The organism is Paraburkholderia bryophila, assembly GCF_003269035.1.
Taxonomy (GTDB): Bacteria; Pseudomonadota; Gammaproteobacteria; order Burkholderiales; family Burkholderiaceae; genus Paraburkholderia; species Paraburkholderia bryophila.
In genome coordinates this window covers 116740-135926 of record NZ_QLTK01000016.1, presented here as the reverse complement: position 1 = coordinate 135926, position 19187 = coordinate 116740, and the positions used below count along the sequence as shown (strand labels likewise).

Annotated in this window: 21 protein-coding genes and 1 pseudogene; 8 read left to right on the top strand and 14 right to left on the bottom strand. The window is 63.0% G+C overall.

All coding sequences use genetic code 11. The features are described from left to right. Window positions 1-68: 68 nt before the first annotated feature. The gene (locus BX591_RS22260; protein WP_111933467.1) at window positions 69-893 is read left to right on the top strand and encodes an OmpW/AlkL family protein; all 825 of its coding nucleotides are present in this window, start codon (window positions 69-71) and stop codon (window positions 891-893) included. A gap of 302 nt (window positions 894-1195) precedes the next feature. Here BX591_RS22260 and BX591_RS22250 read toward each other — a convergent pair whose 3' ends face one another. Further along, the gene (locus BX591_RS22250; RefSeq protein WP_111933465.1) at window positions 1196-1831 is read right to left on the bottom strand and encodes a LysE family translocator; all 636 of its coding nucleotides are present in this window, start codon (window positions 1829-1831) and stop codon (window positions 1196-1198) included. A 184-nt stretch (window positions 1832-2015) separates the two neighbouring features. Beyond that, window positions 2016-2885, bottom strand: a complete 870-nt coding sequence (locus tag BX591_RS22245; RefSeq protein ID WP_111933464.1) for an NAD(P)-dependent oxidoreductase — start codon at window positions 2883-2885, stop codon at window positions 2016-2018. A 94-nt stretch (window positions 2886-2979) separates the two neighbouring features. Between BX591_RS22245 and BX591_RS22240 the strand changes: the two genes are divergently transcribed. Both BX591_RS22240 and BX591_RS22235 read left to right on the top strand, forming a co-directional pair. After that, window positions 2980-3735, top strand: a complete 756-nt coding sequence (locus BX591_RS22240) for a Mut7-C RNAse domain-containing protein (RefSeq protein WP_111933463.1) — start codon at window positions 2980-2982, stop codon at window positions 3733-3735. A gap of 103 nt (window positions 3736-3838) precedes the next feature. After that, entirely contained in the window at window positions 3839-4117 is a 279-nt protein-coding gene (locus tag BX591_RS22235) for a hypothetical protein (RefSeq protein ID WP_111933462.1), read from the top strand. A 168-nt stretch (window positions 4118-4285) separates the two neighbouring features. Here BX591_RS22235 and BX591_RS22230 read toward each other — a convergent pair whose 3' ends face one another. The 4 genes and pseudogenes from BX591_RS22230 to BX591_RS22215 all read right to left on the bottom strand — a co-directional run bounded on the left by BX591_RS22230 (window position 4286) and on the right by BX591_RS22215 (window position 7632). Beyond that, entirely contained in the window at window positions 4286-4498 is a 213-nt protein-coding gene (locus BX591_RS22230) for a hypothetical protein (protein WP_111933461.1), read from the bottom strand. 224 nt (window positions 4499-4722) lie between these two features. Continuing rightward, the gene (locus BX591_RS22225) at window positions 4723-5475 is read right to left on the bottom strand and encodes an IclR family transcriptional regulator domain-containing protein (protein ID WP_111933460.1); all 753 of its coding nucleotides are present in this window, start codon (window positions 5473-5475) and stop codon (window positions 4723-4725) included. Between the two features lie 158 nt (window positions 5476-5633). After that, window positions 5634-6807: pseudogene (locus BX591_RS22220) on the bottom strand (SDR family oxidoreductase). 51 nt (window positions 6808-6858) lie between these two features. Beyond that, entirely contained in the window at window positions 6859-7632 is a 774-nt protein-coding gene (locus BX591_RS22215; protein ID WP_111933459.1) for a MipA/OmpV family protein, read from the bottom strand. Window positions 7633-7805: 173 nt separating this feature from the next. On the opposite strand from BX591_RS22215, the gene BX591_RS22210 reads away from it, so the two are divergent. The 3 genes from BX591_RS22210 (at window position 7806) to BX591_RS22200 (ending at window position 10903) form a co-directional block, all read left to right on the top strand. Then, window positions 7806-8531 carry a response regulator gene (locus BX591_RS22210; RefSeq protein ID WP_111933458.1) on the top strand — a complete coding sequence of 242 codons (726 nt, stop codon included), beginning with the start codon at window positions 7806-7808 and terminating at the stop codon, window positions 8529-8531. Beyond that, window positions 8532-9875, top strand: a complete 1344-nt coding sequence (locus BX591_RS22205) for an ATP-binding protein (protein WP_111933457.1) — start codon at window positions 8532-8534, stop codon at window positions 9873-9875. A 95-nt stretch (window positions 9876-9970) separates the two neighbouring features. Further along, window positions 9971-10903 carry a DMT family transporter gene (locus BX591_RS22200; protein ID WP_111933494.1) on the top strand — a complete coding sequence of 311 codons (933 nt, stop codon included), beginning with the start codon at window positions 9971-9973 and terminating at the stop codon, window positions 10901-10903. 85 nt (window positions 10904-10988) lie between these two features. On the opposite strand, the gene BX591_RS22195 is transcribed toward BX591_RS22200, so the two are convergent. The 7 genes from BX591_RS22195 to BX591_RS22165 form a co-directional block, all read right to left on the bottom strand. Further along, on the bottom strand, window positions 10989-11246 hold the full coding sequence (locus BX591_RS22195) for a hypothetical protein (protein WP_111933456.1): 258 nt from the start codon (window positions 11244-11246) through the stop codon (window positions 10989-10991). Continuing rightward, window positions 11243-11467: a hypothetical protein gene (locus tag BX591_RS22190; RefSeq protein WP_111933455.1), complete on the bottom strand. Its 225-nt coding sequence runs from the start codon at window positions 11465-11467 to the stop codon at window positions 11243-11245. Before BX591_RS22190 ends, BX591_RS22195 begins: the two co-directional genes overlap by 4 nt. Before the next feature lie 626 nt (window positions 11468-12093). After that, a complete protein-coding gene (locus BX591_RS22185) occupies window positions 12094-12792 on the bottom strand; it encodes a DUF2242 domain-containing protein (protein WP_111933454.1) in 699 nt (232 codons plus the stop codon). A 213-nt stretch (window positions 12793-13005) separates the two neighbouring features. Further along, entirely contained in the window at window positions 13006-13626 is a 621-nt protein-coding gene (locus BX591_RS22180) for a lytic transglycosylase domain-containing protein (RefSeq protein WP_111933453.1), read from the bottom strand. A gap of 114 nt (window positions 13627-13740) precedes the next feature. Further along, on the bottom strand, window positions 13741-15027 hold the full coding sequence (locus BX591_RS22175) for a cytochrome-c peroxidase (RefSeq protein WP_111933452.1): 1287 nt from the start codon (window positions 15025-15027) through the stop codon (window positions 13741-13743). 23 nt (window positions 15028-15050) lie between these two features. Further along, window positions 15051-16280: an alkaline phosphatase family protein gene (locus BX591_RS22170; RefSeq protein ID WP_244147090.1), complete on the bottom strand. Its 1230-nt coding sequence runs from the start codon at window positions 16278-16280 to the stop codon at window positions 15051-15053. Window positions 16281-16429: 149 nt separating this feature from the next. Beyond that, complete coding sequence (locus BX591_RS22165) at window positions 16430-17395, bottom strand: helix-turn-helix transcriptional regulator (protein ID WP_111933450.1); 966 nt, start codon at window positions 17393-17395, stop codon at window positions 16430-16432. A 134-nt stretch (window positions 17396-17529) separates the two neighbouring features. Between BX591_RS22165 and BX591_RS22160 the strand changes: the two genes are divergently transcribed. Both BX591_RS22160 and BX591_RS22155 read left to right on the top strand, forming a co-directional pair. Further along, entirely contained in the window at window positions 17530-18177 is a 648-nt protein-coding gene (locus BX591_RS22160) for a glutathione S-transferase family protein (RefSeq protein WP_111933449.1), read from the top strand. A gap of 155 nt (window positions 18178-18332) precedes the next feature. Continuing rightward, a complete protein-coding gene (locus tag BX591_RS22155) occupies window positions 18333-18593 on the top strand; it encodes a DUF6723 family protein (RefSeq protein WP_111933448.1) in 261 nt (86 codons plus the stop codon). A 56-nt stretch (window positions 18594-18649) separates the two neighbouring features. Here the strand turns inward: BX591_RS22155 and BX591_RS22150 are convergent, their stop codons facing one another. Continuing rightward, window positions 18650-19105, bottom strand: coding sequence for a type II toxin-antitoxin system RatA family toxin (locus BX591_RS22150; protein ID WP_111933447.1), 456 nt, complete (start codon window positions 19103-19105; stop codon window positions 18650-18652). Between the last annotated feature and the right edge of the window lie 82 nt (window positions 19106-19187).

Sequence of the window (19187 nt, the reverse complement as noted above, 5' to 3'; positions counted from 1 at the left end):
GCCGGGCCGCCAACCCGCCGCCGCTCGACGCGCGCGATAGATGCAACGAGCGCCAGAGGAGAAACAACATGAAAAAAATCTGTCTCGCGATACTGTCCGTTTGCCTGTCCGCCAGTGCCTATGCCCAACACGCGGGCGACAACGTCGCCGTGCTCGGCTGGTTTCACGTGATGCCGCAGGATTCGAGCACGCCGCTCACCACCAATGTCGCGCCGACGCCGATCAACACGCCGCTGCGTCTGCCGAGCTCGTTCACGTCGTCGGGCACGGGTTTGTCGACGGGGAGCGCCGATACGGTCGGCCTGGTGTTCAGCCATTACCTCACCGATCACATCGCCGTCACGACGGTGGCGGGCGTGCCGCCGGTGTTCAAGATTTACGGCCACGGCACGATCAAGCCGCCGGGACCGGCGGGCGCGTTGGGTCAGCAGGATCTGGGCGACCCGCAGGCCAATCCGATCGTGAAGAGCGTGCGTCAGTGGAGCCCCGCGCTGCTGTTCCAGTACTACTTCAATGAACCGACGGCGAAGTTCCGGCCGTTCGTCGGTATCGGCGTGTCGTACAACTTCTTCTCCGATATTCAGCTGAGCCCGAACTTCGTCACGTCGACGCAGAACAACCTCGGCGCCGTGCTGGCCGCAGGCGCCGGCAAGCCGGGGCAGACGCAGGTGTCGGCGAAGGCGTCGTCGTCATGGCAGCCGGTGTTCAATGCGGGTCTGGCGTACAACATCACCGATCACTGGGGTCTGGTGGCATCGGTCACGTACATTCCGCTGAAGACGACCTCGTCGGTCATCATCAAGGCGGCGGATGGCACCGAACTCGGCGTCTCCAAGGCGGAACTGAAAGCGGACCCGATCATTTCGTTTCTGGCGGTCTCGTACAAGTTCTGAGTTCGATGGTGCTCTGGCAAGCGACCAGCGAGCGCCGCGAATCGCAAACGACAAAGCCGGCGGCCCTGCGAAGGGGCCAGCCGGCTTTGTCGTTTCTTGCTTCTGAAGCCCCGGGAAATGCCGGGCAAAAAAAAGCCCGCCTAGTTTGGCGGGCTGAATCCATATCAGAGGAGACATGGAGGAGACAAGACGAACTATAGCAAATGGTTTGGTGCGGCGCAACATTCTTATTAGGGATGACCCTCGGCGTTGTCGTCGTGCGACACAGCATGAGCGCGCGGCCGGCGCCTGGTGTCTAGTGCCTAGTGCCGCACCAGCGCCATCATCGCGCCGAAGCCGACGAACACGCCGCCAGTGAGTCGGTTGAACATTTTTGCGACGCTGCGGCTTTTCAGCTTCGTGCCGATCCGCGTGCCGAAACCCGCGTACACCAGATACCAGCTCACTTCGATCACGGCGAACGTGGCCACCAGCACGCCGAACTGCGGCAACTTCGGCTGCGCGGCGTCGATGAACTGCGGCAGCAAGGCGGCGGCGAACAGAATGGCTTTCGGGTTGCTGCCGGCCACCAGGAAGCCATTGCGAAACAGCGCGACGCGCGAGCGCGCGGGCTTCGCGGCCAGCGCGTCGGCCTGGTCGGCAGCCGCTTCGTCGGCCGGCGCGCGCCATGCCTTGACGCCCAGATAGATGAGGTAGGCCGCGCCGATCAGGCGCAGCGCGTTGAACATGGCCGGCCAGGCGGCCAGAACCACGCCGAGCCCCGCTGCAGACACCGCGAGCATCGACACCAGCGCCGACAGGCAGCCCGCCATCGTCGCACTGGAGCGGCGCAGACCGTGCTGGGCGCCATGCGTCATCACGAGCAGCATGTTCGGGCCGGGAATCGCGGATACGACGAAAACTGTGGCGACGAACAGCCACCAGGTATGCAGAGTCATGACAATCGCGGTGAATGAAGGACGGGCGGACATTATGCCCGCCCGCGCCGATCCGCGACGTGGAGCACGCGGGTAAGGGCTTTTGCAGAGCGCGGCGCGCGGAACTCAAGGTGTTCGCTTCGCCTCTGCCCGTGCCGCTGTCTCTACCTTGGCCCGTGCCGTTCGCGCCGCAGCCCTGGCGCCCTTAACGCCCTGCGCGCCGCGCAGCCACCTGCCCCAGCACCGCGAAATCCTTCTCGCCGTCGCCGTGCGCCACCGCTTCGAGCAAACTGTCGCGCACCACGCTCGCGATCGGCAGCGGTGTGTTCACTGCATCGGCGGCGGCCAGCGCGAGGCGGATATCCTTCAGGCCGAGCCGCGCCTTGAACTGCGCCGGCTCGTACTGCTGCTCGGCGATCAGCTTGCCGTATCCCGCATACACGGGCCCCGGAAACAGGCCGCTCGTGATGACGTCGAGGAAATCCTGCATGGCGAGACCGTGACCGGTCACCAGCGTGGCGGCTTCGCCGAGCGTCTCGACCGCCGCGCCCAGCATGAAGTTGGCGGCCAGCTTCATCACGTTCGCCTGCTGCGGCAACGAACCGATACGCCACGTCTTCTGGCCGATCGCGTCGAAAATCGGCTGCACGCGGTCGATCGACTCCGCCGGACCACCGGCGACGATCGTCAGCTTCGCCGCCGCCGCGGCGTCCGGCCGACCCAGCACTGGCGCGGCAACGTAGTGCACTCCGCGCGACGCATGGGCCGTCGCCAGTTCCTCGGCCAGCGCCACCGAGATCGTCGCCATGTTCACGTGGATCAGACCGCGCGGTGCGTGTTCCAGCAGCGACGCGGTGATCACGTCACGCAGCGCGGCGTCGTCGGCGAGCATCGAGAACACGGCATCGCCCGCAAACGCTTCGGCCGGTGTCGCGACGATGCGCGCCCCGGCGTCAGCGAGCGCTCGCGCCCGTTCCGGCGAGCGGTTCCACACCCGCACCTGATGCCCGGCTTTCAGAATGTTTGCAACCATCGCGGCGCCCATCTCGCCGAGACCGATAAAACCGATGTCCATCTGTCGCTCCGTCTTCTAAAGAACTGGCAGTAAAGCACACTCATGCGACACCCGCAGGGCAGCGCGCAACGGAAGGCGGTGCCATACTCCAGAAATGGTGACCGCGACTTTCCGCTTCTATGAGGAGCTGAACGATTTTCTCGCCCGGCCGCTGCGTCGGCGCGCGTTCAGCTACGCCTGCGCGCCCGGTGCCACCGCCAAACACATGATCGAAGTACTCGGCGTGCCGCATACCGAAGTCGAGCTGATTCTGGTGAACGGCGAGTCGGTCGGTTTCAATCACCCTCTCGCGGACGGCGACCGCGTCGCTGTCTATCCGAAGTTTGAAGCGCTCGACATCCAGCCGCTCCTGCGCGTGCGCGAACGGCCGCTGCGCGTGGTGCGCTTCATTGCCGACGCGCATCTCGGCGGCCTTGCGCCACTGCTGAGGCTGGCCGGCTTCGACACGCTCTACGACAACCACTATCCGGACGCCGACATCGAAGCGCTCGCGGCCGCGCAACAACGCGTCGTGCTGACGCGCGATCGCGAGTTATTGAAACGCCGCAGCATCACGCATGGTTGCTACGTTCGCACGCTAAAACCGCGTGAGCAACTGCGCGAAGTGTTTGAACGGCTCGATCTGGCCGGCAGCGCGACGCCGTTCCGGCTATGTCTGATGTGCAACGCGCCGTTGCGGCGCATCGCCAAGGAGGAAGTGGGCAGCCGCGCGCCCGACGGCGTGCTGCAACGACATAACCAGTTCGTCACCTGCGACGTCTGCCTGCGGGTGTTCTGGGAAGGCACGCACTGGCAACGAATGCGCGCGCTGATGGACAGCATGGCCGCCGCGCCGGACCAATCAAGCTAAGTGCCGCTCAGCCGACTCGCCGCGCCGCGGAATCCCGCCGCTCGCTCGACGCCCGGCGCGATGCGTACAATGCGGGGTTTACTTATCTGCAGAGGCCTTCCAAATGGCGATGAAAAAAACCGACCTTGAAAAGAACAAGGCACTCAAGCTGAACAACGCAATGAAGCTGTCCACCGCCGATCGCTTCGGCAAAGCCGCCGCGGCCGACCCGAAGCTCGATCGCCGCGAACAGCGCAAGCTGGATCAGGCGCAAGGGCTTGTGGCGTTCGCGTGCAAGCTGAACAGTGAACTGGTCGAGGAGCTCAAGAAGCGCGCGGCCACGCATCCCGATGGCATGAGCGGGCTGCTCGACGAAGTCATCAAGCGTGGCCTCGCGGGCTGAGTGCCGCGAACCGGGGCGCGCGTGAGGCGCGCCGAAAAATGCAAAAAGGCCAGAGCACGAGCTCTGGCCTTTTTGCTGGCGATGCCATTAACCGAACCACGCTACACCGGCCGGCTAGCGGCGCAGTGCGGCGATCCAGCCTGACTCGCCCGGCAAACCGGAGACAGCTTAGTTTGCTGCGCCCTTGTCGTTCGTGCCAGCTGCCGAAGCTGCTGCAGCGACCGGAGCACGCTTGCCGTGCGTCTTCAGCTTCTTGACGTGATGCTTCTTCGGCGCGCTTGCTGCTGCAGCCGGTGCTGCTGCGTCCGATGCCTGTGCGAAAGCTTGAACGGAAACCAGTGCGATCGAAGCTGCTGCGAGCGAGACGATAACTTTTTTCATGTGTTGTTCCCCAAACCTGGACGACTGAGTCAATGTGAATGAAATAGCTGCACGGTGAAGCAGACAGGGCTTGAGGCGCCTTCCCGCTCCCCGCGGGAGAGTATTACCCAGTGTAGGCGGTTTGTCATGCCCAAAACTCGATATGTATTTTCCGGGAGACAGCTTGCTTTCGAGACGCTTTCACTCGTTAAGCATCCCATACCAGGGGGATTACTGAGTACCGCTCAAACGAGATTGCGCAGCAGGCTCGCGGTTTCCTGCAAGGTCGGCAAAACCCGATGCAGCGCGGCATTCGCCGACTCCTGGCCGATCGGCATGCTAACGCTGATCGCCGCTACCACCGAGCCGTGCCGGTCGCGCAACGGCACCGCGACGCCGCGCACGCCGAGCTCGAGTTGCTGATCGGTGACGACATAGCCGTTGCGGCGAATCTCGCCGAGCACTTCACGCAAGCGCTCGATCGTGGCATAGGTGTGCGGCGTGAACACCTTGATCTGATACGTGGCGAGCCATTGCTCGATACTTTCCGGTGCCTGAAACGCCAGCAGCACCAGCCCCGCCGACGACAACGGCGCCGGCACGCGCGAGCCGAGCACGAAGCCGACCGCCATCGCCCGGTTCACGCCGTTGCGCGCCACGTACACCACGTCGTGTTCGTCGAGAATCGCGACCAGCGCGGTTTCCTGCACGGTCGCGGTAATGCGCTGCAGAAACGGCTGCACGGTACGCGGCAAACGCGCCGAGTCCAGGTACGACTGGCCGAGCCGCAGCACGCGCGGCGCCAGCCAGAACAGCTTGCCGTCGGTGTCCACGTAGCCGAGTTCGCCCAGCGTCAGCAGATAGCGGCGCGCCGCCGTGCGCGACAGCCCCGCACGGCTGGCCACCATGGTCGGCGTCATGCGCGCGTGTTCTTCGTCGAATGCTTCGATGATCGCCAACGCTTTAGCCGCGCCGGCGATCCAGTCTTTCTCGTCCATTGAACTTGCCTGAAAAACAGCCGGCCTGGCGGTGGGCCGTGTCATGGGTCGTACGCCCGTTGCGCGATTATCGCGCGAGTCGATACCGGAATCGGTGTCGGTAGAAGTGTTGGAGTCGGTCGCGGGGCGAGCGATCTCCGAATCGATAGGCCACTGTGTCATTTGAAATCCCAACGCATTTGTTCAACGATGCCCACACCGCGCGACGTCCGCACACACTCACTGACATAGTCGGTGAACGGCAGGGGTTCGAATCCGATTTCGTCACGCAGACGCCGGTTGTCGAACGCATAGTCCAGCTCCGCGAAGCCCGCATATAAACGCAACGCGTGTTCGATCAGCCGGCCGCTACCGCTTCGGTCCCGGCCCACCACCTCGCGCGCGATCTTGCCGAAGTCGCGCACGCGGCACATCGAATAACGGCGGCCCGAGGTGCCGGTGGCTTCATCCATCGCGCTGATGATCTGGCCGACGGTCGGCGCCTCCGTGCCCGCCGACACGTGATAGGTGTCGAACGCCAGCGTCGGCTTCACCGCCAGCAAGGCAATCGCACGCGCGCAGTCGTCGGCGGTGACTACGTCGAGACGGTTCATCGCGCGCGCGGTGAAGCGCCGCGCGCCGTGCACGACGCGAAACACCCAGAAAATGCTCGCCGACGGCAGCGTGCCGAGCACCGTATGACCGACCACGATCGACGGTCGCACCACCACCAGCGGCAAGCGCGGATACGTGGTGCGCAACAACCGTTCGACTTCGCGCTTGCTGCGCGTGTACGGCACGATGTGGTTCGTCTCGCCATAGCCGAACGGCGATTCCTGCACGTTCGCGCCGCATTGCGTGCCGCACGCCATGGCCGTGCTCACATGCACGAAACGCCGCAACGTCTTGCTGCCGGCAAAGCGCGACGCAAAGCGCAAGGTGTCGCCCACATTGGTATCGAGCACTTGCGAGTTGGTCGAAAACGACGCCAGCGCCGCGCAATTGATCACGTGCGAGACCTTCGCGAGACGCGCCAGATCGATCTCCGAAAACGCGCCGCCGAGTTCACCGACCATCACGTTGACTTCGGTGATACGGTGCGCGCGGTTATGCGACAGACCGCACCGCCGAGGCCCGCAGCCGGGCGAGCGCGTCGGCCACGCTCACGCCGCGCACCAGGCACACCAGCCGCCCGGCAAGGCCGGCGTTGATCAGGGTCACCAGCAGATTGCCGCCGATAAACCCGGTCGCGCCGGTGAGCAGCAAACTGTCGACGCCCAGCGCCTCGCCGCGCACCGGTGAAACGAGACTGTCCTGCCACGCGCTGGACAGCGGGGTTTGCCATGCAAACATCGCAAGCTCCTTGATAAGACGTCGGTCCGGCGAGCCGATCGACCGACAGGATCAGTAGCGGTAGCTGATCGACGTGATCGCGAAATAGTTGTTCTTCGACTGCACGATCGGGCTGTTCGCCGACGCGCCCAGCAGACGCGTCACGCCGCCTTCGGTATGCACCGACCAGCGCGGTGAAAACATGTAGGTCCAGCCGAGCGAGACCTTCGCGCTGTCGAAACCGCCTTTCACCGAATACGGACGGAAACCGCTCGCGAGCGATTGCGCGTCGGTGACACCGAAGAAGGTCTGCGTGTAGCGACCGCTGCCGGCATGCAGCGAGCCGCTGACGTTGATGATGTTGTCGGCCGTCTGCAGCACCGGCACCACCACGTCGAAGTGGCCGCTGGTGCCATGGCTCGTGTGGGTGACCGGCTGATCGAGCGTGACGCTGACGGTCGACGCGCCGAACACGTGCGCGCCGACGGTGAACGACATCATCACGGAGCCGGGAATCCGTCCCATGCCCCGGAGATAGTCGGAACCCGGCAGGTCGGCGCGATTGCGGTCAGTTCGGCCGAAGTCGTAACTCAGCGCCGCCGACGCGAACATCCCGTTGGCGAAGTCGTGCTTGTAGCCGAGCCCCTCGGTCGGGCTCAGAAAGATGCCGTTGCTGAACTCCGCGGAAATCAGCGGCGCAACGAACGGACGGTAATCGCGGCTGCCCTGATAGCGCGGTCCGACGCCGCCCGCCAGGGAAAACGTATAAAAGTTCTCGGCATAGGTCAGCGACGAGCAGGTCAGGCCAAAGAGCGGAACACACAGAGTCAGCAGGCGTTTGAGCACGGTCAGATCTTTTTATTGAGACGGAGACCGCAGTCTAGGGACGTCGCCCCGCCCCGTCTGTCCTGAAGTTGGGGGAATGTGTGCGCAATTGTGTTCAAGTGTTCGAGAGTGTTCGCGGCATATCCCGTTCAGGCAGGCACGGATAGAATCAGCGCCTGCTAGTGGAGACCTTTATGAACGACGCCCCCCTCAAGACCAGCGTGCTGCTGATCGAGGACGACGATCGGCTCGCGCAGTTGATCGGGGAGTATCTGAACGGCTACGAATTCAATGTGACGATCGTGCGGCGAGGCGATACGGCGGTGGCCGCCGTACATGAACACAAGCCGGCGCTGGTGATCCTCGATCTGATGCTGCCCAATCTGGACGGAATGGAAGTCTGCCGGCGAATTCGCAGCTTTTCGCGTGTGCCGGTGCTGATGCTGACGGCGCGTGTCGACGTGTACGACCAGATCGCCGGTCTGGAAACGGGCGCCGACGACTACGTCCTCAAACCGATCGAACCGCGCGTGCTGGTCGCGCGAGCACGGGCCCTGCTGCGGCGCGCGCAGCCTGCGGAAAGCGCGCCGCCTTCCGCGCAGGACGACACGCTAAGCTTCGGCGAACTCGTGATCTCGCCGCCCGATCGCGCGGTGAGCTGGCGCGGTCAGCCGGTCGAGCTGAAAACGACGGAATACAACCTGTTGCTGATCCTCGCGCGCGCCGCCGGCACCGTGCTAAGTCGCGACGACATTCTCAAGCAACTGCGCGGGATCGAATTCGACGGAATCGATCGCACTGTCGACGCCGGTATCTCGCGGCTGCGCCGGCGTTTCGAAGACGCGTCGCCCGAACCGCACAAGATCAAGACGATCTGGGGACGCGGCTACCTGTTCAGCCCGTCGGCATGGGAGGAATAAATGCTGCGCTCACTCGTACGCTTATATCTGGTGGTGCTGATCGGCGGCGCCATTGCCATCGTCTTCATCAATCAATCGTTCGGCAAGCTGTTTCACGGGCGCGTCACGACGCTGGAGCGCAACGTGAACAACGCTTACGCGTTCGTGCTCGACGATTATGTGCGGCGGCATCCAGGCGCGGAGCGCGGCCCGGCGCTGGCGGCACTGCAACAGCACGGCCGCAACGGGTTCACGTTGACGAACCTGGCCGACGTCAAGGCCGGGATGAACGAACAGCGCTGGAGCGAATTGCGCGACGGCAATCTGGTACTCGACGACAACGCGACCAGCTATTACCTGCCGCTGCCCGACGGCATCGTCGTTCATGCCAAGCGTAGCGAAGTGTCGAATTTCGATGTGGAGGCGCTCGCCTATGGCTTGTTCGCGCTCGCCATTCTGCTCTCGGTGATTCTGTGGGTTCACTATCACTGGCGCGATCTGCGCCAGCTCGAAGCCGCCGCGCGCGCGTTCGGCTCCGGCAATCTGTCGACCCGCGCGCAGTTGTCGCGCAAGTCGAATATCTACGAGTTGTCGCAGCAATTCAACGAAATGGCGCGGCAGATCGAAGCCTCGATCCTGCATCAGCGCGACATGATGCACGGCATCTCGCACGAGCTGAAGACGCCGCTCGCGCGGCTCGAATTCGGCCTCGCGTTGCTGCAATCGCCTGAGTCGCCGGATCGGCAACGCGAACGTCAAATGGCGTTGCGCCAGGACGTGCGTGAGCTGGACGAACTCGTCACCGAGTTACTGACCTTGAGCCGTCTGGAGCAAGGCGAGGATCATCTGGTGCTGATGCGGGTGTCGGTCGACGAGTTGCTCGATAGCGTGGCCGCGAGCATGGCCAACGACGTGGCCGATCGGTCGTTGGTGCTGTCGGTGTCGACGGCGGGCGGGAGGCAGGGCGAGTCCACGCATCATGTCTGCGACCCGAAACTGGTCGCGCGCGCCTTGCTGAATCTGCTCCGTAACAGCACGCGCTACGCACGACAGGCCATCTCACTGCGCGCTGAAATCGGCGCGGCGGGCGCGCTGGTGCTGACCGTCGACGACGACGGCCCCGGCATTCCGCTCGCCGACCGCGAGCGCGTGTTCGAACCGTTCCATCGGCTCGACTCGAGCCGCGACCGGCACACCGGCGGCTTCGGCCTCGGGCTTGCGATCGTGCGGCGCGTCGCGCTGGTTCATGGCGGCGATGTGCGACTGGAGTCGGCGGCGTCGGGGGGAGCGAGGTTCGTCGTGACGCTGCCCGCGTTGCCTCTAACGGTTTCGGTTTCTGTTACGGGGAAAGACGCTGCGTCGTAATGGACAATACGGAACACTGCGATACACCGCGCCGTGTGTTCCGTCGATCAGCTTCGACCGCCTTGCTGCTGCATCCACTCTTCGAAAGACCCGCTTTGAAACCTGACACTCGCCAACACCTACGCGCCAATCTGCTGATGCTGATCGCCGCGATGATCTGGGGCTCCGCCTTCGTCGCGCAACGCCTGAGTCTCGACGCGATCGGCCCGTTCCTGTTCACCGGCCTGCGTTTCCTGCTCGGCGCGCTGGTGGTGCTGAGCCTGATCGTGTGCCTACGACGCCCCGCGCTGGCCGAGTTGACGAAGCACGGCCCCGGCGGCTCTCGCGAACTGCTCGGGGCCGGGGCGCTGCTCGGTCTCGTGGTGGCCGCGTCGATCTCGCTGCAGCAGATCGGTCTGCAATACACGAAGATCGCCAACGCTGGTTTCATCAGCTCGCTCTATGTGGTGATCGTGCCGCTGCTGGGTGTGCTGTTCCGGCATCGCACCGGCGTCGGCACCTGGTTGGGCGCGACGCTTGCGGCCATCGGCATGTATTTTCTGAGCGTCGACGAGCATTTTTCGATGCTGTACGGCGACTGGTATCAACTCGGCGGAGCGCTGGTGATTTCCGTACAGATGATGCTGGTGGGTCGTTTCGCGCTACGGCACGACACCTTGATGCTGGCGCTGGTGCAGTTCGTGACGTGCGGGATCGCGTGTCTCGCGGTCGGCCTGGTTGTCGAGCCGGTCAGTCTCGCGGTGATCGTGCGCGCCGCGCCGACGATTCTGTATGGCGGAGCGTTGTCGGTCGGCGTCGCGTACACGATTCAGGTGGTCGCGGCAAAGCATGCGGCGCCGTCGCATGCCGCAGTGATCTACAGCATGGAAGGCGTGTTCGCCGCGCTGGCGGGCTGGCTGGTGCTCGGCGAAACGCTGTCGACGCGCGCACTGTGCGGATGCGCGCTGATGCTGGCGGGGTTGATCGTGTGTCAGGTGATGCCGGTTTGGGGGCGCGGACGGGAGCGCTTGCCCCGCGCGTCGTCCTGAGGGCGCGGCGCGAGGGGCCCGCGTGATGGTGGCGAGGCGGCACGCGGCGCTTTCCGGCAGCTTTGTGCCGCGGGCCAGATTGCGGTCAAGCCGCTTGCGGGTGCGCAAACAGACTGGGCGTATCCGCTGTCGGCGGAAACACGCACCAGCAGCCGTCGTCGTGACGAAAGAAAAAAAGACCGCGTGAGTTCGAGACCGCATCGAGCGACGTCTCCACGCGCACATAACGCCGGCCGCCCAGGCGAGTGCGGCTGAATTCAGTCACGTGAACCGATTCCGTCGACGCCGGCGCTAGCCATTTTTCCACCAGAAAACGCAGCGATCGTTCGCTCGCGGTTCTCATGATCCGCTCCGGATCGGCTTGTCGTGGTGGGCGTCGCGCGTGGCGTCGGCGCTGGCGTCGGTATTGTCAGCGTCGTCGCGATCTTCAGCGTTCGCGTCGTGTTCCGCCGAAGCAAGGGCGATGGCCCGGTTGGTGGCTGCCGCCCGCAGCGTGCTGCAATGGGTGGCATGTCGGATATCCGAAAGAAGCCGGACGAGCTGTCGTGCTGTTCTGCGTTTCATTACACACCCCCGCACTGCACCAATAACCTCAGAAACTACTTTAACTCTATGCCTGGATCGGCGTTGCCGAAATGATTTCGACGAAATAGCAACAGTCGCGCTTGCAAAAACAGACACGCAATCTTCGTACCGTCCAGCTTGAGGGTGCGCGTGCGGTGCGTGATGGTATGTACGCTGGCGAGCGCTGGGGAGGGATGAAAAGTGTGCTGCCCGGAGGGTGGAAATTGGGCCGCCCATCAGAGTTATCCACAATTGCCTATGAATAACTTCGGGATAGGCCATGGAACAGCCTGTGTGCGGATTCTTGATAAGACAACGTGGCAGGCAAGCCCCATCAAAGTTATACCAGCTTTGTAGTTTTTCTACAGACGTGTTCCGCAGGGTTTGAGAGTTTGCATGACCTTGATGTGACAGAACATTTGGGAGTTATCCACAGAAGGGGTTAACCCTTGTTAACTATTACTACATATGTATACGAAAGAAGTAAAAGACATAGGATAAGTGCCGCATCGCGGTGAGATTGAAGGCTGAACAACGCTTGATCAGCCTTCGGCTCGATGGGTGTTACGGGTTTAATGCGTGAATGCCGTTACGTTTACTCACGCACACTCATTCCGGTAAACACCTCACGGCGCGACGCTCGCTCCGCTCGCCGGCTGCGCCGCAGCGGCCTTGTCGATGGCATCGAGCAAGTCGGGAACGGGAACCGGCGTTGGCTTTGGCGTCGTGACTTCCACTGGCATCGGCAACAGCCGCGTTTCGATGCGGTTACTCACCACCGGCTGCGTACGCACAACCGTCTGCAGGTAATGATCGACCAGACCGAAGAAACGATCGTAAAACTTGCCTGATGGAATGGTCTCGCTTGAAATCTTGACCATCGCGTCGCTGTTCGAGCGGATCGGCAACGACAGCGAGCCCAGCACGCTCAACCCGACGCTCGCTGAAGTGTCGCTTTTCTTCAGCGCAAAACCGTTTTGCACGGCGTTGACGTAAACGATGCTTGTATCGCTCGCCTCTTCCCCTGGCGTACAGACCACGTGAAACTCAACGACGATGTGGGTATCGCCCGTCGGCTGAAAATTCTTTGTTCCGTCGACGGTGTCGTTGCGCGTCATCGTCGTCAGGTAGCCCTGGCTCAACAAGGCGCGGCGCGCGGCTTCGCAGGTATCCGTGGTGCTCGAATTGAAATTGCGGGCGTACGGACTGGCGCCGGTTTCGAATAATTCCTGCTGGAATTTCGGCTGCGGCGTGGTGTTGCAGGCGGCAAGGGTCAGCAGACCGAGCAGCGCTGCGGCGGTAGGTCGGGAAAACAAGGTCAGCATGGTCGTTCGGAAGGGTGGCGCTGCACGAGCGCGAATGGGAAAGCATTGTAGAGCGGTTGCCTGACGTGCGTAAAAAGCACGCAGCGCACGGCCGATGTCAGCTCGTTTGACGCTGGAAGATCACTCGCCGAGGCGGGTTGCCGTAGAGAAAGAGAGCGCGGCGCGTGACGCCAAGGGTGCTCAAGGCCGCAAGAAAGCGGCCGGAAGGAATTTTCAGTTCGACGTTGCGGCCGTGCCGCTCGCGCCAATCGCACCGGCGGCCGGCACGGTAAACGCATTGACCCAATTGTCCGACGTCGCGCAGCGATCCGCTTCGCACATACCGCCCTGCGCACCCGGATGCGGAGCGGCATCTTGCGACGGAGCGACCGCGGCAAAGTCTTCCACGCGCAGGCTCACCTTCTGCGCGTAGGCTTTCGAGCCGCCGTAGCTCTTCAACGCCGCGCTCAGATCGCCGTTCGCGGAACGCATGTAGCCGTACAGAATCGCCGAACCCACTTCGATGTTCGCGGTCGGCTCGGTGAGATCCTTCACGTTTCGCAGCAAGCCCCGATGCGCGCCCGGCACGACCTGCATCAACCCGGTCGCGCCGTTGGCGCCCTTGGCTTTTTCCTTGAAGCGGGATTCGATCGAGATGATCGCCAGCAGCAAAGCCGGCGGGAGGGAATATTTCGATGCAGCGGACTGCACCGCGTCGGAAATCTTTTGCGCTTTTTCCGTCGCCAGACCGAATTTCTGCGTCAGATACGCGGACATGCGGTCGCTGTTTTCGTCAGCCGTTACGGTCTGCACCAGGCCGAGCGAAAGCACGATCAGGCAAAGTAATCGGCTCATGACAGTGGACGGAAGATAAAAAGGATTCGCGCATTATAGCTCTGCCCCCAAATGAGGCACCCAAACACGGAAAATCGTCTTAAGAATCACCGGAGTTTGGGTGGTTGGCGCGGTTCATTTCCCGCGTTTGGGTGGCGGCACGTAGCCGTCGTTCAGCGTGGTCAGGAATGCGGCGACGTCGTCGATATCGCGCTCCGACCAGACCGGGCGTTCGCCGGCTTTGCGGGTCAACGGTTCGTCCGTCGTATCGACGTTGACGCGCAGCGCAACCGGCAGATCGTTGAATTTGTCGACCTTGCCGTGCGCGTCTTTTGGATACCACTTCGCCGGATTGGTGTCGCGCTGCACGTAGAAGCGCAGTGCGTCTTTCAGCGTGTGAAAGCGGCCGTTGTGGAAGAACACCTGGCGTGTCGCGGTGTTGCGCAGCGACACGGACTTGAAGAGCCCGCAGTTGCTTTTGTCGCTTGCCTGATCCGTGCGCAGCGGTCCACATAAGCCCATGTCGAAGTACTTCGGATCCGCATTCGCGCGCAACTCAGGATTACGCGGCACGCCCAACGCCTGGAAATTGAAGTCTGTGAACAGCGGATGCGACCCGTCGACACCCACCTGGTCGATATGGCAGGAGGCGCAATTGCCCCCCGTCGGATTGTCGAACAGCTTTTTGCCTCTCAATTCTTGCGCCGTTAGTTGCGATTTGCCATCCAGGTACTCATCGAACTTGCTGGTATACGGATGAAAACTCGGGTCTTCGAGTTCGAAGCGCTCGATCGCATACATCGCCTGCGTCAACGCCTTGGTGCGGTCCGCGAAGATGTTCTGACCGAACACCGCCTTGAAGCGCGCCGCGTAAGGCGTCTGCTCGAGCTTCGCGAGCACTGCCGCCGGGTCCTTATTGGCCATCTCGTCCGGATTGAGCAGCGGGAAGCTGGCCTGTTCGTGCAGATGGTTGAAGCGTCCATCCCAACCGAAGCCACCCACCGGCGCGTTGTCCGTTTCGCTGAGTCGCTCGGACAGGCTGGCCGCCTGCGCGTGACTCCAGATCGGCGTGCGGTTCAGCACGTAGCGCAGGCTCGGCACAGCGCGCGTGCCTTGCCTGCGCATGTCGGGGCCACCCAACTGCGCGGCAAGGCCGTTAGGCGGCCCGTACGCGTGCGACGGGCTATGGCAACTCGCGCACGACATCTTGCCCGAGGCCGACAAGGACGCATCGAAGAACATCAGCTTGCCGAGCGCGGCGGCGTCGCTGTAGAGAGGCTTCGCATCGGCCGAAACCGGCTGCGGCGCCGACGTGGCCGAGGCGTTGCCTGCAACCGCCGTCGACGCTGCCGCCGTCGACGCGGCACACATCAAGCCGGCAAGCGCCGCCCATCGCGCGGTAGCACGCACCGTCAATCGCATCACAGAAAACCGCATCGCGTCGCTTACAGGTTCGTGAAGATATCGCTGCCGAAGCCGACGAGACCCGCCTGCCCTGCATAGCCGAGATAGCCTAACTGGAAGATGTCTTCAATGCTCTTGAGCATCGAATAGTGGTTGTACGGCACCGTCGACACCGTGCCCGGCTTGATGAACTTCGAGATCATGACCGCACCGGTCTGGTCGCCGCCGAAGCTCTGCTTGGTCAGGTTGATCGTCAAGCCCTTGTAAGTCAGCGACGACGTCTGCGGGAACGGCGCCAGATTCGGCCCCGGCTGCTGGCTGCAGCAGGTCGCGCCGGAAAAAATCAGATCCTCGCTCGACGCCGTCTGCGTCACGGTGGCGTAACTGCTTTCGTCGAAGTTGATGATCAGCAGCCCGTCCTGCTGGAAGGCCGGCGACGCCGTGATAATCGGCACCCACTTCTGCAGGAACGTATTAGCGCTCGTCAGGCCGCCCGGCTGGCCGTTCACGCACGGCGAGTCGTGACCGTCGTCGCACAGGCTCGGCGTGATCAGGTTGAAGTTCGCGGTGGTCGAGACGGATTGCAGATCCGTCGTGAGCTTGTTCAGATTGACGACGTTCTGCCCGCAGTCCGCCGAGTCGATGATCGAATGGAAGTACATGAACGGGTTGTGGCGCGTCGCGTACTGATCGCCCAACGGCACCGCCGCGCTCGGCGCTTCCGCCGTCTGCGTCAGGTCGGTCGTGTTGAGCGTCGGGTGGCCGCAGGTGGCGGCTTCGCGCGTCGGGTCGTTGCCCATGTCGCCTTCATAGCCCTTCCACGTCAAGCCCGCCGCCTTCAACTGATCCGGCAGCGTCTTGATGCTGGCCGGATACACGCAGCCCGAGCCGATCGCCTGACCGTCCGGCGTCATGCCGGTGAGCTTGTAGTCTTCGTAGGTGACGCAGTCGTTGTCGGTGTCAGGCGTCGGCGCCTGACCGCTGATCATCGAGATGTAGTTGTCGAGACTCACGTGGCCGGTACCGTAATACTGCTGCACCATCGCGCCTTGCGAGGCGAGCGTTTGCGCCAGATACGGCGCCTTGCTGTTCGCGCCGAAGGTGGTCGCGTAGTTTTCGTTTTCGAGCGTGATGACGAACACGTGCTTGATCTGCTGCTGTCCGGCCGCTTTGATCGACGACGACGATGAGCCGCACGCCGCGACGATCACCCCGATCAAGGCCGCGCAAACAACCATGAATAAAGCACGCAAGCTGCTGCGTTGTGACATGTTTTTTGCCCCTGAGTATTGCCGTTTTGGATGGGGGCAAACTCTAGGCAGCGCGCATGACTTTGGCGTGACTATTGCCGCATTTTCGTCATATGTAGGTCATATAGCGCGACGTATAGGCATGCACTGAAATGCACCGCCCAGCATTTTCATTGAGCGTAACGACGATGCAGCGTCGCGACGACTTCGGCAACCTTCTCGCGCAGTTCCGGCGGCGCCAGCACTTCCGCCTCGCTGCCGAAACGCAGGAATTCCGCGCACGCCTGTCTCGTCGAACCGACCGGCAAGGTCACCGTGCGCCAGCCATCCGCGGGATCGGGTTCGCCGATTGTCGCGGCCGCACGCGCGAACGGCGACGTGAACGCCTCGAGCATCTGCACGCCCCATGGCGAAAGACGCAAGGTGGCTTCATTTGCGTACAGCTCCTCGGACAAACGGCGCGTGCTGTCCTGCCAGTAAGCGGCGAGATCGAACGTGGGCGGCCGCTCGAAGGTCTCGTCAAGCAGGCTCAGTTCGAGAATGCGCGCGATCCGGTAGATACGAACGTCCGCGTCGACGCGTCCGACCACATACCACGCGCCGCTTTTCAGCACGACGCCGAGCGGCTCGATGCGCCGAAACTTTTCGGCTTTCCAGCTCTGGTAACGAATCTGCAGCGGACATTGCTCCCACACTGCACGCGCGATCAACGGCAGATGCGCGGGCTGATCCGCGTCCGAGAACCATGCCGGCGCGTCGAGGTGAAAGCGCGAACGCATGCGCTCGGCGGTGGAGCGCAGTTCGACCGGCAGCGCGGCGAGCAATTTGGTTTGCGCGCCGGCCATCACGGCACCCAGACCGAGCGCCTGCACCGGCCCGGGCAAACCCGACAGAAACAACGATTCCGCTTCCTGCGGCGACAGTCCGTTCAAGCGCGTGCGATACCCGTCGAGCAGGCGATAACCGCCTTCCGCGCCGCGCTCGCTATGAACCGGCACGCCCGCGGCGCTCAACGCGTCGATGTCGCGATAGACGGTGCGCAGCGAGACCGCGCATTCGTCGGCGAGCGACTGCGCGGTGACGCGGCCGCGTGCCTGCAACGTCATCAGGATGGAAAGAAGGCGACTGGCTCTCATGCGCTCCAGTGTAGTCATACCTGACAGAAACTGACAGGTATGGAGGCTTAGGATGAGACCAGTCCGGCGCTCGTGTTGCCCCACTCTCGCTGCCGCCGGTCCCTACATTGACCTCATTCTGGAGACTGCTCGCCATGACAACCGACCGCACGATCACCCTGTTCCATTCGCCGCAATGCCGCTCCGTCAGCGCGCTCACGCTGCTGGAAGAACTCGGCGCGCCGTACCAACTGAAGGTGCTGAACATGAAGGCCGGCGAGCAGCGCAAAGCGCCGTATCTCGCCATCAATCCGCTCGGCAAGGTGCCGGCGATTCTGCACGGCGACGCGCTGGTCACCGAGCAGGTGGCCATCTTCATCTATCTCGCGGATCTGTTTCCCGAGGCGGGCCTCGCCCCAGCGCTCGACGATCCGCGCCGTGGTCCGTATCTGCGCTGGCTCGTGTACTACGCGGCGTGCTACGAGCCGGCGCTGGTCGACAAAGCCATGAAACGCGAGCCGGCGCCGCTCGCCACGTCGCCTTATGGCGACTTCGATTCGATGCTCGGCACGCTGGCGAGTCAATTGCAGGCGTCGCCGTATCTGTTGGGGAACACGCTGTCGGCGGCGGACATTCTGTGGGGCATCGCGCTGCACTGGGGAATGATGTTCAAGCTGGTGCCGGAAACGCCGGTTCTGCAGGCATACGTCGAGCGCATTTGCTCGCGGCCGAGTTTCGTCGCGGTGAATGAGCGGGACGTCGCACTGGCGGCCGACCATGCGGCGGCAGTGAGCGGCGCTTGAGAAAGTGGGTGGCTGGCAAGCATGCTGGTCGGCCGGCCAAGTCCGCGGGGATTTGAGACAATGACGGTCGCCGGTGAATGTCTTGCCGGGACAAACGGGCGCAGTTGGGCCTTCCGCGCAGATGCCGCCCTCTTGAACAAGCGATGTTTTCAGGTATGAGCAAGACCGCCTTTATTCCCAGCGTGCCCGCGAAGTCGGAAGACGAATTCGAGGTTTCCGCGACGTCCAAACTGGCCGGCTACCGGCGTTTCTTCGGCGTGTTGAAAGTGGTGCGAACCACCGACGGCCGCGTGCTGTTTCCATTCGACGGTGCGCCCGAGCTAGGCCCGTATGCGACCAAGCTGGAAGCGGTCGCGGCGGCGCAGGTTTATGGCGAACATATCGTGGCCAGTGACCTGGCGCGGCCCGAGCTTTGATGGGTTGTGGTTCTGTCGCGGGTCATGGTCGCGCAGCGCGACGCCGGTGCTAACTTTCAAGAATTGCCAGCAGCCGCTTCGACCCACGCCTTAAAACAGTTCAACCGCGCGCGAGTCTGCCTCCGATACCAGAAGCCAGCAATCGGCTCCATGACCCATCGAAGCCACGCAGGCGACGTGCGGAAGTTGTAGGTGAACGTGACGCGACATTGCGTCGGCGATTCCGGGCGAAATTTCCATCCACCACTGAAGCTGGCTAGCAGGCGCGGTCCTTCGATCATCGAAACGGCGGCCACGTGCGGCGGCTGAAACGACACATAGCGCGAGACCATCACCAGACCGCCTGCACTTTCGATGTACTCGTCGACGCCCACCGCCGGCGCCATTGCTCCGTTAAGCAATTCGGAGCGGGTCGCAAACGGATCCCACTCTGGCCGACGAGCGTAGTCCTGGGAAAGCGCGAAGAGGCGATCCGCGCGTCCCGCTACCAAGGTGCTGACGAAAAATTGCACGATGGTTAGCGACGGCGGTCGGCGAGGTAGGAGGATGGGCTGCGCGGCGTATGCAATCTGCCACCGCTGTCAGCCCGCCCCA

What these genes read in the sequence shown, in the direction of transcription:
- BX591_RS22260 (WP_111933467.1), top strand. Translation starts at nt 69, where the DNA reads ATGAAAAAAATCTGTCTCGCGATACTGTCCGTTTGCCTGTCCGCCAGT.
- BX591_RS22250 (WP_111933465.1), bottom strand. Translation starts at nt 1,831, where the DNA reads ATGACTCTGCATACCTGGTGGCTGTTCGTCGCCACAGTTTTCGTCGTA.
- BX591_RS22245 (WP_111933464.1), bottom strand. Translation starts at nt 2,885, where the DNA reads ATGGACATCGGTTTTATCGGTCTCGGCGAGATGGGCGCCGCGATGGTT.
- BX591_RS22240 (WP_111933463.1), top strand. Translation starts at nt 2,980, where the DNA reads ATGGTGACCGCGACTTTCCGCTTCTATGAGGAGCTGAACGATTTTCTC.
- BX591_RS22235 (WP_111933462.1), top strand. Translation starts at nt 3,839, where the DNA reads ATGGCGATGAAAAAAACCGACCTTGAAAAGAACAAGGCACTCAAGCTG.
- BX591_RS22230 (WP_111933461.1), bottom strand. Translation starts at nt 4,498, where the DNA reads ATGAAAAAAGTTATCGTCTCGCTCGCAGCAGCTTCGATCGCACTGGTT.
- BX591_RS22225 (WP_111933460.1), bottom strand. Translation starts at nt 5,475, where the DNA reads ATGGACGAGAAAGACTGGATCGCCGGCGCGGCTAAAGCGTTGGCGATC.
- BX591_RS22210 (WP_111933458.1), top strand. Translation starts at nt 7,806, where the DNA reads ATGAACGACGCCCCCCTCAAGACCAGCGTGCTGCTGATCGAGGACGAC.
- BX591_RS22205 (WP_111933457.1), top strand. Translation starts at nt 8,532, where the DNA reads ATGCTGCGCTCACTCGTACGCTTATATCTGGTGGTGCTGATCGGCGGC.
- BX591_RS22195 (WP_111933456.1), bottom strand. Translation starts at nt 11,246, where the DNA reads ATGAGAACCGCGAGCGAACGATCGCTGCGTTTTCTGGTGGAAAAATGG.
- BX591_RS22190 (WP_111933455.1), bottom strand. Translation starts at nt 11,467, where the DNA reads ATGAAACGCAGAACAGCACGACAGCTCGTCCGGCTTCTTTCGGATATC.
- BX591_RS22185 (WP_111933454.1), bottom strand. Translation starts at nt 12,792, where the DNA reads ATGCTGACCTTGTTTTCCCGACCTACCGCCGCAGCGCTGCTCGGTCTG.
- BX591_RS22180 (WP_111933453.1), bottom strand. Translation starts at nt 13,626, where the DNA reads ATGAGCCGATTACTTTGCCTGATCGTGCTTTCGCTCGGCCTGGTGCAG.
- BX591_RS22175 (WP_111933452.1), bottom strand. Translation starts at nt 15,027, where the DNA reads ATGCGATTGACGGTGCGTGCTACCGCGCGATGGGCGGCGCTTGCCGGC.
- BX591_RS22170 (WP_244147090.1), bottom strand. Translation starts at nt 16,280, where the DNA reads ATGTCACAACGCAGCAGCTTGCGTGCTTTATTCATGGTTGTTTGCGCG.
- BX591_RS22165 (WP_111933450.1), bottom strand. Translation starts at nt 17,395, where the DNA reads ATGAGAGCCAGTCGCCTTCTTTCCATCCTGATGACGTTGCAGGCACGC.
- BX591_RS22160 (WP_111933449.1), top strand. Translation starts at nt 17,530, where the DNA reads ATGACAACCGACCGCACGATCACCCTGTTCCATTCGCCGCAATGCCGC.
- BX591_RS22155 (WP_111933448.1), top strand. Translation starts at nt 18,333, where the DNA reads ATGAGCAAGACCGCCTTTATTCCCAGCGTGCCCGCGAAGTCGGAAGAC.